Annotated in this window: 13 protein-coding genes; all 13 read left to right on the top strand. The window is 67.5% G+C overall.

Annotated elements, in window-relative coordinates; genetic code table 11:
• Positions 1 to 11: 11 nt before the first annotated feature.
• The 13 genes from JVH1_RS04715 to secA all read left to right on the top strand — a co-directional run bounded on the left by JVH1_RS04715 (position 12) and on the right by secA (position 16,765).
• Positions 12 to 1,091 (top strand): hypothetical protein, encoded by a 1,080-nt coding sequence (locus JVH1_RS04715; RefSeq protein ID WP_009479522.1) that lies wholly within the window; start codon positions 12 to 14, stop codon positions 1,089 to 1,091.
• Complete coding sequence (gene manA, locus JVH1_RS04710) at positions 1,091 to 2,323, top strand: mannose-6-phosphate isomerase, class I (protein ID WP_009479523.1); 1,233 nt, start codon at positions 1,091 to 1,093, stop codon at positions 2,321 to 2,323. The genes JVH1_RS04715 and manA overlap by 1 nt, the downstream gene beginning before the upstream one ends.
• Before the next feature lie 78 nt (positions 2,324 to 2,401).
• A complete protein-coding gene (locus tag JVH1_RS04705; protein ID WP_009479524.1) occupies positions 2,402 to 3,328 on the top strand; it encodes a cation diffusion facilitator family transporter in 927 nt (308 codons plus the stop codon).
• A 28-nt stretch (positions 3,329 to 3,356) separates the two neighbouring features.
• Positions 3,357 to 4,865, top strand: a complete 1,509-nt coding sequence (locus JVH1_RS04700) for an amino acid permease (RefSeq protein ID WP_009479525.1) — start codon at positions 3,357 to 3,359, stop codon at positions 4,863 to 4,865.
• 84 nt (positions 4,866 to 4,949) lie between these two features.
• Positions 4,950 to 5,570 (top strand): TetR/AcrR family transcriptional regulator, encoded by a 621-nt coding sequence (locus tag JVH1_RS04695; protein WP_016883174.1) that lies wholly within the window; start codon positions 4,950 to 4,952, stop codon positions 5,568 to 5,570.
• 90 nt (positions 5,571 to 5,660) lie between these two features.
• Complete coding sequence (gene ahcY, locus JVH1_RS04690) at positions 5,661 to 7,145, top strand: adenosylhomocysteinase (protein ID WP_009479527.1); 1,485 nt, start codon at positions 5,661 to 5,663, stop codon at positions 7,143 to 7,145.
• A 56-nt stretch (positions 7,146 to 7,201) separates the two neighbouring features.
• A complete protein-coding gene (locus JVH1_RS04685; RefSeq protein WP_009479528.1) occupies positions 7,202 to 7,885 on the top strand; it encodes a dTMP kinase in 684 nt (227 codons plus the stop codon).
• 45 nt (positions 7,886 to 7,930) lie between these two features.
• The gene (mtrA, locus tag JVH1_RS04680) at positions 7,931 to 8,608 is read left to right on the top strand and encodes an MtrAB system response regulator MtrA (RefSeq protein ID WP_005240059.1); all 678 of its coding nucleotides are present in this window, start codon (positions 7,931 to 7,933) and stop codon (positions 8,606 to 8,608) included.
• Positions 8,605 to 10,377, top strand: coding sequence for an MtrAB system histidine kinase MtrB (gene mtrB, locus JVH1_RS04675; RefSeq protein ID WP_011598263.1), 1,773 nt, complete (start codon positions 8,605 to 8,607; stop codon positions 10,375 to 10,377). Before mtrA ends, mtrB begins: the two co-directional genes overlap by 4 nt.
• Complete coding sequence (lpqB, locus tag JVH1_RS04670; RefSeq protein ID WP_009479530.1) at positions 10,374 to 12,167, top strand: MtrAB system accessory lipoprotein LpqB; 1,794 nt, start codon at positions 10,374 to 10,376, stop codon at positions 12,165 to 12,167. The genes mtrB and lpqB overlap by 4 nt, the downstream gene beginning before the upstream one ends.
• Positions 12,168 to 12,198: 31 nt before the next feature.
• A complete protein-coding gene (locus tag JVH1_RS04665; protein ID WP_009479531.1) occupies positions 12,199 to 12,897 on the top strand; it encodes a ComF family protein in 699 nt (232 codons plus the stop codon).
• Positions 12,898 to 13,068: 171 nt separating this feature from the next.
• On the top strand, positions 13,069 to 13,746 hold the full coding sequence (gene hpf, locus JVH1_RS04660) for a ribosome hibernation-promoting factor, HPF/YfiA family (RefSeq protein ID WP_009479532.1): 678 nt from the start codon (positions 13,069 to 13,071) through the stop codon (positions 13,744 to 13,746).
• 151 nt (positions 13,747 to 13,897) lie between these two features.
• Positions 13,898 to 16,765, top strand: a complete 2,868-nt coding sequence (secA, locus tag JVH1_RS04655) for a preprotein translocase subunit SecA (protein ID WP_009479533.1) — start codon at positions 13,898 to 13,900, stop codon at positions 16,763 to 16,765.

Here is a 16,765-nt window from a genome sequence, read left to right as displayed (position 1 = left end):
GGTGCGGTGTCATGACAGCGCCGACGCCCCTGTTCGATCTGGACGACGGGGACGCACTGGTCGCGGCGGACACCGAGGGCGTGTTGCGGTCCGCCGCCATGGGGGGTGCCCAGATCCGGGCCACCCGGTCCGCGGTCGAGGAGGGGGCTCTCGAACGACTGCAGGGGCTGCGTCCGCGCAGCGTGGTGGTGGTGACCGGCGCGGGGCGTGCCAGCCGCGGGGCGGCGATCCTGACGGCGGTCCTCGCCGAACGGATCGGTTTCCCGCTGGTGCGCGCCACCCGGACCCCCGTGTGGGTGGGCCCGCTCGACGTGGTGGTGGTGGCCGGCGACGACGCAGGCGACCCCCGGCTCGTGCAGGCCATCGACGCGGCGGTGCGCCGCGGCGCCGAAGTGGTGGTGGCGGCGCCGGACGAAGGGCCGTTGCAGGCCGCGGCGGCCGGACGGGTCGTCATGTTCGCGCCGCGGGTCCGGGCACTCACCCGGCACGGTCTGCTGCGGTACTTCGCCGTACTGCTGGCCGTCCTTCGGGTGGTCGGTTCGGAACGCTGGGGCGACGAGGTTCCCGACCTCGAGCAGATCGCCGACGCCGTCGACGGTGAGGCGCTGCGTGACAGGCCGAACAGCGAGGTGTTCCACAATCCCGCGAAATCGTTGGCCTCCCGCATGCAGGGACGCCGCATCGTGCTCACGGGTGACACGGAGAGCACGGTGGAACTGGCCCGGCACGGCGCCGAGGCGCTGCTGCACGCGGGTCGTGTGGCGACCGCGTCGGAACTTCCGGACGTTCTGAGCGCGGCGGGCACGTTCCGTGTCGACCAGGCGCTCTCCGCGCACGACTCGATATTCCACGATCCCGAGTTGGACGGTCCGCCCTCGGCCAGCCCGGTGCGCACGTTCGTGTTGTCGGCCGACGCCGATCGGATGCTCGTCGAACGCAGGATCGCCGCCCTGGGCGACGTCGACCTCGTCGTCGCATCCTCGGACGAGGGCCAGGTTCCATCGCAGCGTCCCGAGCTGGAACAGGCGGCGGTTCTCGTCGGCAGGCTCGACATGACTGCCGCGTATCTCCAGTTGATCGGCGGTATCTAGTGCACCGACTCGAAGGTGCGCTCCGGTCCTACGCGTGGGGATCGCGCACAGCCATCGCACAGCTGCGTGGACTTCCGGTTCCCACCGCGCATCCGGAGGCGGAACTGTGGTTGGGCGCGCACCCGGGTGATCCCGCCCGCGTCCTCACCGAGGAGGGGCCCCGGTCCCTTCTGGACCTGGTGCACTCGGAACCCGAACGCCAGCTCGGCAAGCGGAGCGTGGAGACGTTCGGCGATCGCCTCCCGTTCCTGCTGAAGTTGCTCGCGTCGGAGGAACCCCTGTCGTTGCAGGCCCACCCGAGCACCGAGCAGGCGTGGGAGGGGTTCGCCCGGGAGAACGAGGCGGGAATCCCGCTCGAATCCTCGGTGCGCAACTACAAGGACGCCAGCCACAAACCCGAACTCGTCGTGGCCCTCAGCCGGTTCCACGCGCTCGCCGGTTTCCGGGACCCTCAGCGGACGGTCAAGCTGCTCGAGGCGATCGCGGTTCCGGAGCTGCAGCCCTACGTCGGCCTGATTGCCGGACAACCCGACTCGGACGGTCTCCGCGCGCTGTTCACCACGTGGATCACGTTGCCGCAGCCGGTGCTCGGCGCGCTGATGCCGAGGGTGCTCGACGGATGCGTCGCCTATCTGTCGAATACGAAGGACGGCGAGTTCGCAGCGGAGATCCGCACGGCCCTCGAATTGAGTGAGGTGTACCCGGGAGACGCGGGCGTGCTGGCCGCGCTCCTCCTGAACCGGGTCACCCTCGAACCGGGGCAGGGCCTGTACCTCGACGCGGGCAACCTCCACGCCTACCTGCACGGAATGGCCGTGGAGATCATGGCCAACTCCGACAACGTGCTGCGCGGGGGACTCACACCCAAGCACGTGGACGTTCCGGAGTTGCTGCGCGTCCTCGACTTCGACACCGTCGACATTCCGATACTGGAGGCGCAAGAGCGCCCTGGCAGTGGTGAATTCGTGTACTCCACGCCGGCGCCGGAATTCGTTCTCGCGCGGATCGATCTGTCACCGGACGGCCCTACGGAGCACCGGCTCGACTCGGAGGGGCCGCATATTCTGCTGTGCACCTCGGGTTCTGTGGAGTTGCGGTGCGGAACCGATGCCCTCGAACTGTCCCAGGGCAACGCCGTCTGGATCGCGGCCGAGGACCCCGAAGTGGTGGTGACCGCGGGCACCGAGTGTGCCCAGTTGTTCAGTGCGAGGGTCGGCCCGCCGATCGCGTAGCCTGTGACCCGCCCTGCGATCCGAGAAGGGCTCCGCGGCCCGTCGTGAGGGTCGTGCGCGACCGAGAGGAGAAGTCAGTTGTCGGCTCATGGGGGAAAGAAGGCGATTCTCGCCGCGCTCGGCGCCAATGCCGGTATCGCGGTAGCCAAGTTCGCCGGCTTCCTGATCACCGGCTCGTCGTCCATGCTGGCGGAATCCGTGCACTCGGTGGCCGATACCTCCAACCAGGGCCTGCTCCTGCTCGGCCAGAAGAAGGCCGAACGCGCCGCAGACGATCTGCACCAGTTCGGGTACGGGCGTAGCCGCTACTTCTACTCGTTCGTCGTCGCGCTCGTGTTGTTCAGCCTCGGTTCGCTGTTCGCGATCTACGAGGGCATCCACAAGATCCAGCACCCCGAGGAACTCACGTCGCCCCTCGTGGCGGTGGTCATCCTGGTGATCGCCATCGGGCTCGAGACGTTCAGCTTCCTCACCGCCGTGCGGGAGTCGCGTCCCCTCAAGGGGACAGCGAGCTGGTGGGGATTCATTCGCACGTCGCGCAGCCCGGAGCTTCCCGTCGTGCTGCTCGAGGACACCGGTGCACTGGTCGGTCTGGTTCTCGCGCTCGGTGGTGTCGGACTGACGATGCTCACCGGGAATCCGGTGTGGGACGGTGTCGGCACCCTCTGCATCGGCGCCCTGCTCGGAATCATCGCGATCATCCTCATCGTCGAGATGCAGAGCCTGCTGATCGGTGAAGGAGCCACCGCCGACGAGGAGTCGCGCATTCTCGCAGCCCTCGTCGACGGCGAGAAGATCGAGCGCGTCATCCATTGCAAGACTCAGTACCTCGGACCCGAGGAAATCCTCGTGGCCGCGAAAGTGGCCGTGGCCGCCGGATCGGACATCAGCGCGGTCGCCGAAGCCATCAACGAGGCCGAGGCGCGAGTGCGCGGCGCAGTCCCCGCGGCTCGCCGCATCTACATCGAACCCGACCTGTTCCGGGCAACCGAAGGCATAGGCTGAACGGCAACTTTCGATTGAGGAGGCTGATGTGGCCATCCAGGACAAAGGCAGCGGAGAACCGCACCTCGGCGGCAGGCCGACCGGATTGTTCCGCACCAAGTCGATCGAGCAGTCGATCCGAGACACGGACGAACCGGAGACCAAACTCCGCAAGGATCTGACGGCGTGGGACCTGACCGTCTTCGGTGTCGCCGTGGTCATCGGTGCCGGCATCTTCACGCTCACCGCGCGCACGGCAGGCAACGTCGCCGGTCCCTCGGTGTCGGCGGCGTTCGTGATCGCCGCCATCGCGTGCGGGCTCGCCGCGCTCTGCTACGCCGAATTCGCCTCCACCGTTCCGGTCGCGGGCAGTGCGTACACGTTCTCCTACGCGACGTTCGGTGAACTGATCGCGTGGATCATCGGATGGGACCTCATCCTCGAATTCGCGCTCGCCGCGTCGGTCGTGGCGAAGGGCTGGTCGCTCTATCTCGGTGAGGTGATCGGCAACCACACGCCGGTGGCGCAGATCGGCTCGGTCACGTTCGACTGGGGTGCGGTACTCATCGTCGCGATCATCACCGTCGTGCTGGCGACGGGCACCAAGCTGTCGTCGCGGGTCTCCCTCGTGATCACCTCGATCAAGGTGGCCGTGGTGCTCGTGGTGGTGGTCGTCGGCGCGTTCTACATCGACACCGACAACTACTCCCCGTACATTCCCCCGTCCGAGGCGGGCAGCACGGGCGAGGGCATCCACCAGTCCCTGTTCTCCTACGTCACGGGCGCCGGCGGCAGCACGTTCGGCTGGTACGGCCTGCTGGCGGCGGCGAGCCTGGTGTTCTTCGCGTTCATCGGTTTCGACATCGTCGCCACCACCGCCGAGGAGACGAAGGATCCGCAGAAGGCGCTGCCCCGCGGAATTCTGGGATCGCTGCTGATCGTGACGATCCTGTACGTGGCGGTGACGCTGGTGCTCACCGGCATGGTCGACTACCACGAATTGGCCGGGGACAGTTCCAATCTGGCCACCGCGTTCGGCATCCACGGGATCACGTGGGCGAAGAACCTGATCTCGTTCGGTGCGCTCGCGGGCCTCACCACCGTGGTGATGGTGCTGATGCTCGGGCAGACCCGGGTGCTGTTCGCCATGTCCCGCGACGGACTGATGCCGAGGCGGCTCGCGCCGACCGGCAAGCACGGCACACCCGTTCGGATCACCGTGCTCGTCGGTGTCGTGGTGGCGGTGCTCGCGGGGATCTTCCCGATCGGCACCCTCGAGGAGATGGTCAACATCGGAACGCTGTTCGCGTTCGTCCTCGTGTCGGTCGGCGTGATCGTGCTGCGCCGGACGCGACCGGACCTGCCCCGCGGATTTCGTGTCCCACTGGTCCCGTGGGTGCCCGTCCTCGCCGTCCTCGCCTGCCTGTGGTTGATGGTGAATCTGTCCGTCGAGACGTGGATCCGGTTCATCGTGTGGATGGCGCTCGGCGTGATCATCTACTTCGCCTACAGCCGCCGCCACTCGATGATGGAGAGACGAAGCCGCGGCGAGGTCTGACACGCAACGGGATTCGACGTCCGGGTGCCGGAGCGGCAGTACCGGGCGAGTACCCCGGAGGCAGCGGGCACTAGTGTCTTGGCCATGACTTCGTCGCGTGTCCGGGTGCCCTATCAGGAGGCTGCGCGCCTGCTGCTGCGTCAGTCGGTACTCGATGCGATGCGAGATCTCCTGTTCGAGAAGGACTGGTCGGACATCACGATGTCGGATGTCGCGGCCGGCGCCGGGGTGAGCAGGCAGACGCTCTACAACGAGTTCAAGTCCCGGCAGGGGCTGGCGGAGGCGTACGCCCTCCGGCTGGCCGACGAACTGGTCGACGCCGTCGACGAGGCGCTCGTGGCGAACGTCGGGGAAGGTCGTGCCGCGCTGCTCTCCGGGTTCACCGCGTTCTTCGCGGCCAGCCTGTCCGACCCGCTCGTGCAATCACTTCTGCGCGGCGAGACCAAGCCCGATCTGCTGCGTCTGATCACGACCGAGAGCGCGCCGATCATCGAGCGGGCGTCCAGGCGGCTCGCCGACGTCTTCCAGCGGTGCTGGGTGCGGGCGAACCCGTCGGACGCGGGGATTCTCAGCCGCGCCATCGTGCGCCTCGCTATGAGTTACATCTCGATGCCACCCGAATCCGAGGCCAACGTCGCCGAGGATCTGGGAGCTCTTCTGGGGCCTTTCGTGGACGAGGCGGTCGACGGGGCCGATCGGGAGTGACCGCCCCGCGGCGCAGCCTCACGTGAGTGTGACCCTCGGGCCGCAGTACCGATAGCCTTGACCGAAACAGCAGTCAAACAGGAGAGGCAGATGACGACCTCAGTTTCAACCACGCCCGTGGCCGAGAGCCGAAACGGGATCGATTTCAAGGTGGCGGACCTTTCGCTTGCCGAGTTCGGCCGCAAGGAGATCCGGCTCGCCGAGCACGAGATGCCGGGACTGATGGCGCTTCGCCGCGAGTACGCAGAGGTGCTGCCGCTCAAGGGCGCTCGCATTTCCGGTTCGCTGCACATGACCATCCAGACGGCCGTCCTCATCGAGACGCTCACCGCTCTGGGCGCCGAGGTCCGCTGGGCCTCGTGCAACATCTTCTCCACGCAGGATCACGCCGCCGCCGCGATCGTCGTCGGCCCGCACGGCACGCCCGAGGAGCCGCAGGGCACCCCGGTCTTCGCGTGGAAGGGCGAGACGCTCGAGGAGTACTGGTGGGCCGCCGAGAAGATGCTCACCTGGCCGGACGCCGACAAGCCCGCGAACATGATCCTCGACGACGGCGGCGACGCCACGATGCTCGTCCTCAAGGGCGCGCAGTTCGAGAAAGCCGGCGTCGTGCCGCCCACCGACGACGAGCAGGATTCCGACGAGTACAAGGTGTTCCTCGCCCTGTTGCGTCAGTCCCTCGAAGCGGACAAGACCAAGTGGACCAAGGTTGCGCAGTCGGTCCAGGGCGTCACCGAGGAGACCACCACCGGTGTCCTGCGTCTCTACCAGGTCGCGGCCGCCGGTGAGCTCACGTTCCCGGCCATCAACGTCAACGACTCGGTCACCAAGAGCAAGTTCGACAACAAGTACGGCACCCGGCACTCGCTGCTCGACGGCATCAACCGCGGCACCGACGTGCTGATCGGCGGCAAGGCTGCGCTCGTCTGCGGTTACGGCGACGTCGGCAAGGGTTGCGCGGAGGCTCTGCGCGGACAGGGAGCCCGCGTCGCGGTCACCGAGGTCGACCCCATCAACGCCCTCCAGGCGCTGATGGACGGCTTCGAGGTGAAGACGGTCGAGCAGGCCATCGGCTGGGCCGACATCGTCATCACGTCCACGGGCAACAAGGACATCATCACGTTCGAGCACATGAAGCAGATGAAGCACCAGGCCATCCTGGGCAACATCGGCCACTTCGACAACGAGATCGACATGGCCGGCCTCGAGCGTTCCGGCGAGGTCACCCGCATCAACATCAAGCCGCAGGTGGACGAGTTCCGATTCAAGGACGGCCACTCGATCATCGTGCTGTCCGAGGGCCGCCTGCTGAACCTCGGCAACGCCACCGGACACCCCTCGTTCGTGATGAGCAACAGCTTCTCCAACCAGGTGATCGCGCAGATCGAACTGTGGACGAAGCCGGAGGAGTACGACAACGAGGTGTACCGCCTCCCGAAGCACCTCGACGAGAAGGTCGCGAAGATCCACGTCGAAGCGCTCGGTGGCACGCTCACCAAGCTCACGAAGGAGCAGGCGGAGTACATCGGCGTCGACGTCGAGGGCCCGTTCAAGCCCGAGCACTACCGCTACTAGAGGCCGCGGCGTCCCCCGGCCCGTCGCGTGCGGGCCGGGGGATAGCCTTCTTCCTCGTGGGAAAACTGATTGCGCTGGAAGGCCTGGACGGCGCCGGCAAGCGAACACTCGTCGGCGCAGTGGTGGGACGCCTCACCGAACAGGGCCTGACGGTCGGCACCCTCGACTTTCCGCGGTACGGCAGGTCCGTGCACGCGGATCTGGCGTCCGAGGCCCTCAAGGGCGCGCACGGTGACCTCAGCGACTCCGTGCACGCGATGGCCGTGATGTTCGCGCTGGACCGGTCCGGTGCCGTCGGGGAGCTCGCGGAGCTGCTCGCCGAACACGACCTGGTGATCCTCGACCGCTACGTGGCGTCCAACGCCGCGTACGGTGCGGCCCGGTTGCATCAGGGGGCCGACGGGGAGTTCGTCGGCTGGGTGCAGAACCTCGAATTCGAGCGGCTGGGGCTGCCCCGGCCCGACCTGCAGCTGTACCTCGACGTCCCCGTGGCGCTCGCCGCGCAACGCGCCCGCGGCCGCGAATCGGCGGATGCGAGCCGGTCGCTGGACGCCTACGAACGCGACCGTGGACTGCAGGAACGTACCGGCGAGGTGTACCGCGAGCTGGCCGTGAAGGACTGGATTTCGCCGTGGTGGGTGCTCACCCCGGACACCGATCCGATCACGCTCGCCGAAAACCTGGCACTCTTGAGTGACGACACGGCACGCCGTGACGAGAAAGAACACGGCACGCCGTAACGGCGAACGGGCTGTTACGGCCTCCGAAGATGCAACGATAGGGACATGAAGCCAAGGATTCTGGTTGTCGACGACGACACTGCGCTCGCGGAGATGCTCACGATCGTCCTCCGCGGCGAAGGATTCGATCCGTATGTGGTGGGGGACGGGACCCAGGCGCTCACCGCGGTCCGGGAGACACGCCCGGACCTGGTGCTGCTCGACCTGATGCTGCCCGGCATGAACGGCATCGACGTGTGCCGCGTCCTGCGGGCCGATTCCGGTGTCCCCATCGTGATGCTGACCGCCAAGACGGACACCGTCGACGTGGTCCTCGGATTGGAATCCGGCGCGGACGACTACATCATGAAGCCGTTCAAGCCGAAGGAACTGGTGGCGCGGGTCCGGGCACGGCTTCGCCGGACCGAGGACGAGCCGGCCGAGCTGCTCAGCATCGCCGACATCGTCATCGACGTCCCCGCCCACAAGGTGAGCCGGGGCGAAGAACTGATCTCCCTCACCCCCCTCGAGTTCGATCTCCTGGTGGCTCTGGCGCGCAAACCGCGACAGGTGTTCACCCGTGAGGTCCTGCTCGAGCAGGTGTGGGGTTACCGACATGCAGCCGACACCCGACTGGTCAACGTGCACGTTCAGCGTCTGCGGGCCAAGGTCGAGACTGATCCCGAAAATCCCGAAGTGGTTTTGACGGTCAGGGGGGTCGGCTACAAGGCCGGACCGCCGTGACAGGTGTTTCCCGATGGCGGCGTCGTGTCAACCGACGCGTTTCGCCGATCCTTCGGTGGGGTCACTCACTGAGCAATACCCTCGCGCACACGTGGCGTCGTTCGCTGCAGCTGAGGGTTGTCGTCTCGACGTTGACATTGTCGCTCATCGTCATCGTCGTGCTCGGCGTCGTGCTCACGAGCCAGATCACCGACCGTCTGCTCGAAACGAAGATCAACGCGGCGACCGAGGAGATGGACCGTGCCCGCAGCACGGTCGAGGGGCAGCTGGCCGGCGCGGACGACAGTAGCTCGCCCACCACCCAGCTCGACGGTGCCCGGGCCGCGCTGACGAACCGGGAGCCCGACGCCGGTCAGGCGTCGGGGTCGGCGGGAACGTTCGATCCCGTGCTGATCGTGCCTGGTGACGGCCCCCGCGCCCCGACGTCCAGCGGTCCGGCGGACCAGATCCCGGAATCGTTGCGGGCGTTCGTCCAGGCCGGTCAGGTGGCCTATCAGTTCGCCACCGTGAACGATCCCGAAGGCTATTCGGGGCCGGCGTTGATCGTCGGGAGCCCGACCGCGTCGGCGATCTCCACGCTCGAGCTGTATCTCGTGTTCCCACTGGCCAGTGAGGACCGCAGCCTGTCGCTGGTCCGCGGCACGCTGCTGGTGGGTGGTGCGGTGCTCGCCGTGCTGCTTGCGGCCATCGCGCTCCTCGTCGCCCGGCAGGTGGTTCTGCCCATCCGGTCGGCGTCCCGGATCGCCGTGCGCTTCGCCGACGGCCGGCTGAAGGAACGCATGCCTGTGCGCGGCGAGGACGACATGGCCCGGCTGGCGATGTCGTTCAACGAGATGGCCGAGAGCCTGTCCAAACAGATCACCCAGCTCGAGGAGTTCGGAAATCTCCAGAAGAGATTCACCTCCGACGTGAGCCACGAGCTGCGGACTCCGCTCACGACCGTGCGCATGGCGGCCGACCTCATCCACGACGGCAGCGACGACCTCGACCCCGTGCTCCGGCGGTCGTCGGAATTGCTGGTCGCCGAACTCGACCGGTTCGAGGGGTTGCTGGCCGACCTCCTCGAGATCAGCAGGCACGACGCCGGTGTGGCGGAACTGGCCGCCGAGCAACTCGACGTCCGGATGTGTGCGCGTGCGGCGGTCTCGACGGTCCGTCACCTCGCGCGCGAGAGCGGGACCGAACTGATCGTGGACCTGCCCGATCAGGCAGTCATGGCCGAGGTGGACCCGCGTCGCGTGGAACGCATTCTGCGGAACCTCCTCGCGAACGCGATCGATCACGGAGAAGGCAAACCGGTGCTGCTGCGCCTGCGCGCCGACGACAGCGCTGCGGCGTTCATCGTGCGCGACCAGGGCGTGGGACTGCGGCCGGGCGAGGAGAAGCTGGTGTTCAACAGGTTCTGGCGGTCCGACCCGTCGCGCGTGCGACGGTCGGGCGGTACCGGCCTCGGGCTCGCGATCAGTGTGGAGGACGCGAATCTCCACGACGGCAGGCTCGAGGCGTGGGGCGAACCCGGCCAAGGTGCCTGCTTCCGGTTGACGCTGCCGCGGGTGCGGGGCCGCAAGGTCGTGTCGAGCCCGTTGCCGCTGAAGCCGGGAACCGCGAAATACGTTCAAGGGCAGCCTGTCCCGGGCGACACCACGTTGCCGGTGCGTAACGGGAGCCCGGAGACGGCGGCCGACGAGTCCCGCACGATTCCCCAGAAGCGTGAGCGAGCACACGTCGGTGACCGAGACGGTTCGCATCGACCGGAGCAGGACCTGTGACGCCCGGCCGGCGATCTGCCCTGCTGTCGCGGTCGGTGTGCGGGGCGATCGTCCTCGCGGTGCTCGTGACGGTCAGTGGGTGCGCGAGCCTCCCGGACTCCTCCACCCCGCAGGCGATCGGCACGATCAACCGTGACTCACCGGGCTCGAGTGTCGCGGCCCCCGCGCCGGGGCGTGAACCCGACCTGCTGCTGCGCGACTTCTTCAAGGCCAGTACCGACCCGTCCAACCGGCATCTCGCGGCCCGCCAGTTCCTCACCCCCGGTGTGTCCGGCAGGTGGGACGACGCGGCCAGCGCAACCATCGTCGACAAGGTCGACGTCCTCCCGGAGACACGGTCGGCCGACCAGGCAACGTACACGATCCGCGCCAACAAGGTGGGGCAGCTCGAGCCCGGTGGGTTGTACGTGGCGGAGGAGGGCAGCTTCGAGACGAAGATCAGTCTCGAGCTGCAGGGCGGTGAGTGGCGGATCTCCGAGCTCCCCGCGGGCGTGATCCTCGACCGAGCGCAGTTCCTCAACACGTACCAGCGCAAATCGCTGTACTTCCTCGACCCGGCCGGGACGACGGTGGTGCCCGATCCGCGCTGGGTGTCGGGCGCTCAGGATCAGATGGCGTCCCAGCTGATCGGCCTGCTGATCGACGGGCCGAAGGCCGCCCTGGCCCCGGCCGTGCGCAACGAGCTCGGTGACGGCGTGTCCGTGCGGGGCCCGATCACGAAGGCCGACGGCCGCACCGCGCAGGTGGGGGTGGGGCTCGGCGGCATCCGGATCGACTTCGCCGGCGTGCCGCCGATGGACGCGCAGGCGAAACAGCTGTTCGCGGCGCAGGTGATCTGGACGCTGGCCAACGCGGAGATCTCGGGCCCCTATGTGCTGCTCGCCGACGGCGAGCCGTTCGACGAGCGGTTCCCGAACGGGTGGACCACCGCCGACGTCGCGTCGATGAATCCGTTCGCGACGTCGAGTGCCACCGTGGGGTTGCACGCGCTGCGCGAGGGGTCGATGGTGAGCGTCACCGAGACCGGTGTCACTCCGGTGCCCGGGTACTTCGGTTCGGCCCGCAACATGCGTTCGCTCGCACTGTCGCAGGACGGAAAGCTGGTCGCCGCCGTCGCGGACACCGGGCGTCCGGCGCCGGAACCCGCGAGTTCGCTCATGGTCGGCGCGTACGAGGACGGTGCCGCGTCGGTGCTCGAGGGCGGCGCGATCACCCGCCCGACATGGGCACCCGACAATTCGGCGATCTGGGCAGCGGTCAACGGTAACACCGTCATTCGGGTGTTGCGCGAGCCCGGCACCGGCCGCACGTCAGTGGTCAACGTCGACGCCGGCGCCGTCACCGCGCTGGGTGCAACGATCACCGAGTTGCGGCTGTCCCGTGACGGGGTGCGCGCGGCGCTGATCGTCGACGGCAAGGTCTATCTCGCCATCGTCACCCAGATGCCGGGCGGTGAGTACGCGTTGACGAATCCCCGTGCGGTCGCGATCGGTCTGGGCAGCCCGGCGCTGTCGCTGGACTGGAGCACGAGCGACACGATCGTCGTCGCGCGCGCGGCCTCGGACATCCCGGTGGTCCAGGTGGCCGTCGACGGCTCGCGGATGGACGCGCTGCCGAGCCGCAATCTGACCGCGCCGGTGGTGGCCGTGGACGCGTCGACGACCACGGAGTTCGTCGCCGACTCGCGGGCGGTGTTCCAGTTGAACAACAACGATCCGGCGGGCGACCGGTACTGGCGGGAGGTTCCCGGGTTGACGGGTGTGAAGGCGATCCCGGTCCTGCCGGGCTGAGGCTGTCGGTGCGGTCGCCGATACTGCCCGCATGCGCGCCCTGCCCGGCCTCCGGAGTCTGCTCGACCTGATCCTGCCCGCCGAATGCGGCGGGTGCGGGGTCCCGGGCACGCAGTGGTGTGCCCGCTGCGCCACGGAGTTGGCCGACGATCCCGTGTTGCTCCGGCCCCGCGTGGATCCCGGGGTCGGGGTGTGGGCCCTCGGTCCGTACTCAGGTGCCCGCCGTCGGGCCGTGATCGCCGCGAAGGAACGCGGGCGGCGTGATCTCGCGGCGCCCCTCGGGTCCGCCGTCGCGGGCGCCCTGGGCCGTCTGCAGCAGTGGGGTGAACTCGACCCGCCGGACGTCGCCCCGGTGGTTCTGGTGCCGGCTCCGACGCGTCCCCGGGCCGCCAGGGGACGCGGCGGCGACCCCGTCACCCGGATCGCCGTCGCCGCGGTGGGGGGCAGGCGCGTGTGCCCCGCGCTCGTGATGCGGCGCGCCGTGCGCGATTCGGTCGGACTGAGCGCAGATCAACGTCGAGTAAACCTCGAGGGTGGTGTCCGGTTGACGCGGAGCGGCGAAGGATTCGCGCGACATCTTGCGTCGGAACCGGCTGCACTGCAACGGATATCGGTGGTATTGCTGGACGACGTGTCGACCACCGGGGCGACCGCCACCGAGTCGGTCCGGGTGCTGTCGCGAGTGGGTATCCGAGTGAGCGCGGTGGTCGTCGTGGCGGGTGTCGGATGAAATTCTGCCGAACAGTGGCACTCGCGCGCGTTACGTACTAGCGTCGCGGACACACCCGAAAACACAGGTAGGAGGTGGAACTTCGAACCTGGTGCCGGGCGGACCCCCTTCCGGCATTGCTCAAACTCGCCGCCGCCCATCAAGGGGCGGGGCCGTAATCGGGAGGTACGAGTGACGACCCCTTCGCAAGCCTCGGTTTTCGTCGACGACCGCACAACGGATGCACAAGAGAAGACGGATACCCCCAACGCCGAGATCGTCGTCAAGGGACGCAACGTCGAGGTACCCGACCACTTCCGCGTGTACGTCTCCGAGAAGCTGTCGCGCCTCGAGCGCTTCGATCCCTCCATATTTCTGTTCGATGTCGAACTTCACCACGAACCTAATCGACGCCAGAGAAAGAACTGCCAGCGCGTCGAGATCACTGCCCGAGGCAAGGGGCCGGTAGCCCGAGCCGAGGCATGCGCCGACAGCTTCTATGCAGCATTCGAGTCGGTGACCGCCAAGCTCGAGAGCAGGCTCCGCCGCACCAAGGACCGCAAAAAGGTCCACTACGGGGAAAAGACCCCGGTGTCGGTGGCGGAGGCCACCGCCGCACTCGCCGAGGACGACAGTCTCGGCATCAGTCCCGACATCTCCCTGGACGGTCAGATGCCGGACGAGCACACACCGGGTCATGTCGTGCGTACCAAGGAACACAAGGCCACGCCGATGACCGTCGACGATGCTTTGTACGAGATGGAGCTGGTAGGACACGATTTCTTCCTGTTCCACGACAAGGAGTCGGACAGGGCGACCGTCGTCTACCGGCGGCACGCGTTCGACTACGGATTGATACGTCTGGCGTGATGTACTCCCGTTCCGCCTGACGATCCGAGCGGTCGGTCTACTCGTCCGATCGCGGAAGCGCCTACCATGGAATCCGGCCGGGGTTCTCGGACCTCCGGCCGGATTTTGTGTGTCACCCATCCACTGCCGAAGATTGAGGACGAACAAGACTGTGCCGTCGCTGTCGCTATCGAAGCTGCTCCGTGTTGGTGAAGGTCGCATGGTCAAGCGGCTCAAGCACATCGCCGACCACGTTTCCTCGCTGTCGCCCGAGGTCGAAGACCTGACCGACGAGCAACTCCGCGCGAAGACCGAGGAGTTCCGCGCCCGCTACCGCGACGGCGAGACGCTCGACGAACTGCTGCCCGAGGCGTTCGCGGTCGCCCGCGAGGCGTCCTGGCGCGTGATCGACCAGCGGCACTTCCACGTGCAGATCATGGGCGGTGCCGCCCTCCACTTCGGCAACATCGCCGAGATGAAGACGGGTGAGGGCAAGACCCTGACCTGCGTGTTGCCCGCATACCTCAATGCCATCGCCGGAGACGGCGTGCACGTCGTCACGGTCAACGACTACCTCGCCAAGCGCGACTCCGAGTGGATGGGCCGTGTCCACCGCTTCCTCGGACTCGACACCAGCGTGATCCTGTCCGGCATGTCGCCCGCCGAGCGTCGCGCAGCCTATGCGGCCGACATCACATACGGCACCAACAACGAGTTCGGGTTCGACTACCTGCGCGACAACATGACGCACTCCCTGGACGATCTCGTCCAGCGCGGTCACAGCTTCGCCGTCGTCGACGAGGTCGACTCCATCCTCATCGACGAGGCCCGGACCCCCCTCATCATCTCCGGTCCCGCCGACGCCTCGAGCAAGTGGTACGCGGAGTTCGCCCGCATCGCGCCGCTGCTCAAGCGGGACGTGCATTACGAGGTCGACATCCGCAAGCGCACCATCGGCGTCCACGAGGCCGGCGTCGAGCTCGTCGAGGACCAGCTCGGCATCGACAACCTGTACGAGGCCGCTAACTCGCCGCTCGTGAGCTACCTGAACAACGCCATCAAGGCCAAGGAGCTCTACACCAAGGACAAGGACTACATCGTCCGCGACGGCGAAGTGATCATCGTCGACGAGTTCACCGGCCGCGTCCTCGTCGGCCGCCGGTACAACGAGGGCATGCACCAGGCGATCGAGGCCAAGGAGAAGGTCGAGATCAAGGCCGAGAACCAGACCCTCGCCACGATCACGCTCCAGAACTACTTCCGTCTCTACGACAAGCTGTCGGGCATGACGGGTACGGCCGAGACCGAGGCCGCCGAGCTGCACCAGATCTACAACCTCGGCGTCATCCCGATCCCCACCAACCGGCCGATGGTCCGCGTCGACAACGGCGACCTGATCTACAAGACCGAGGAAGCCAAGTTCGACGCCGTCGTCGACGACGTGGTGGAGCGGCACGAGAAGGGCCAGCCGGTCCTGATCGGCACCACCAGCGTCGAGCGGTCCGAGTACCTGTCGAAGCAGTTCACCAAGCGCGGCGTGGCGCACAACGTGCTGAACGCGAAGTTCCACGAGCAGGAAGCTCAGATCATCGCCGAGGCCGGCAGGTCGGGCGCCGTCACCGTGGCGACCAACATGGCCGGTCGTGGTACCGACGTCGTGCTCGGCGGCAATCCCGACATCATCGCGGACATCGCGCTCCGCAAGCAGGGACTCGACCCCGTCCACACGCCCGACGACTACGAGGCGGCGTGGGACGACGTCCTCGACCAGGTCAAGGCCGAGGTCAAGGCTGACGCGGACAAGGTTCGTGAGGCGGGCGGACTGTACGTCCTCGGTACCGAGCGGCACGAGTCCCGGCGTATCGACAACCAGTTGCGCGGCCGGTCCGGCCGTCAGGGCGATCCGGGTGAGTCGCGGTTCTATCTGTCGCTCGGCGACGAGTTGATGCGACGGTTCAACGGCGCGGCGCTCGAGTCGATCATGACCCGGCTCAACCTGCCCGACGACGTTCCCATCGAGGCGAAGATGGTCTCGAAGGCCATCAAGAGCGCTCAGACGCAGGTCGAGCAGCAGAACTTCGAGATCCGCAAGAACGTCCTCAAGTACGACGAGGTGATGAACCAGCAGCGCACGGTCATCTACAACGAGCGCCGCCAGATCCTCGAGGGCAAGGACATGGAGGGCCAGGTCGAGAAGATGATCACCGACGTGGTCACCGCCTACGTCGACGGCGCCACCGCCGAGGGATACGTCGAAGACTGGGATCTCGAACAACTGTGGACGGCCCTCAAGACGCTGTACCCGGTCGGCGTCGACTACAAGGAACTGGTCGGCGACGGCGACGGTGAGACCAACGACATCACCGCCGACGAGCTGCGCGAGACCCTGCTGACGGACGCACACGACGCCTACGCCCGGCGTGAGGCTGAGATCGACGGTGTCGCCGGCGCGGGATCGATGCGCGAACTGGAGCGCCGCGTCCTGCTGAGCGTGCTCGACCGCAAGTGGCGCGAGCACCTCTACGAGATGGACTACCTCAAGGAAGGCATCGGCCTGCGGGCGATGGCCCAGCGTGATCCGCTCGTCGAGTACCAGCGCGAAGGCTTCGACATGTTCGGCGGCATGCTCGAGGGCCTGAAGGAGGAGTCGGTCGGATTCTTGTTCAACCTTCAGGTCGAGGCAGCCGCCCCGCAGGCGGCGCAGGCCCCGGGCGTCAGCGTCACCGCGGCGTCCGCAGCGGCGACGGCGGCGGCCTCGCCCGCTCCGGCCGCGCCAAGGCCACTGCCGACCCAGGAGGCGGCGCAGCAGGCGCAGGGCACGGCGGCACCGTCCGCCCTCCGCGCGAAGGGGCTGGACGACGGCGAGCCCCGCGGGCTCACGTACTCCGGACCTGCCGAGGACGGCAACGCCCAGCTCAGCCGCCGCGGAGCAGCCGAGTCGGACGATGCCGCCGACGCCGGAACCCGTCGTCAGCGGCGTGAGGCCGCGCGGTCGCAGTCGAAGGGAAAGAAGGCCCCGCGGACCAAGCGCAAGCGCTGA

This window comes from Rhodococcus sp. JVH1, assembly GCF_000280725.2.
GTDB lineage: Bacteria > Actinomycetota > Actinomycetes > Mycobacteriales > Mycobacteriaceae > Rhodococcus_F > Rhodococcus_F jostii_A.
Note: the sequence above shows the minus strand (reverse complement) of the source record. Positions and strands in the feature narration are given on the sequence as shown.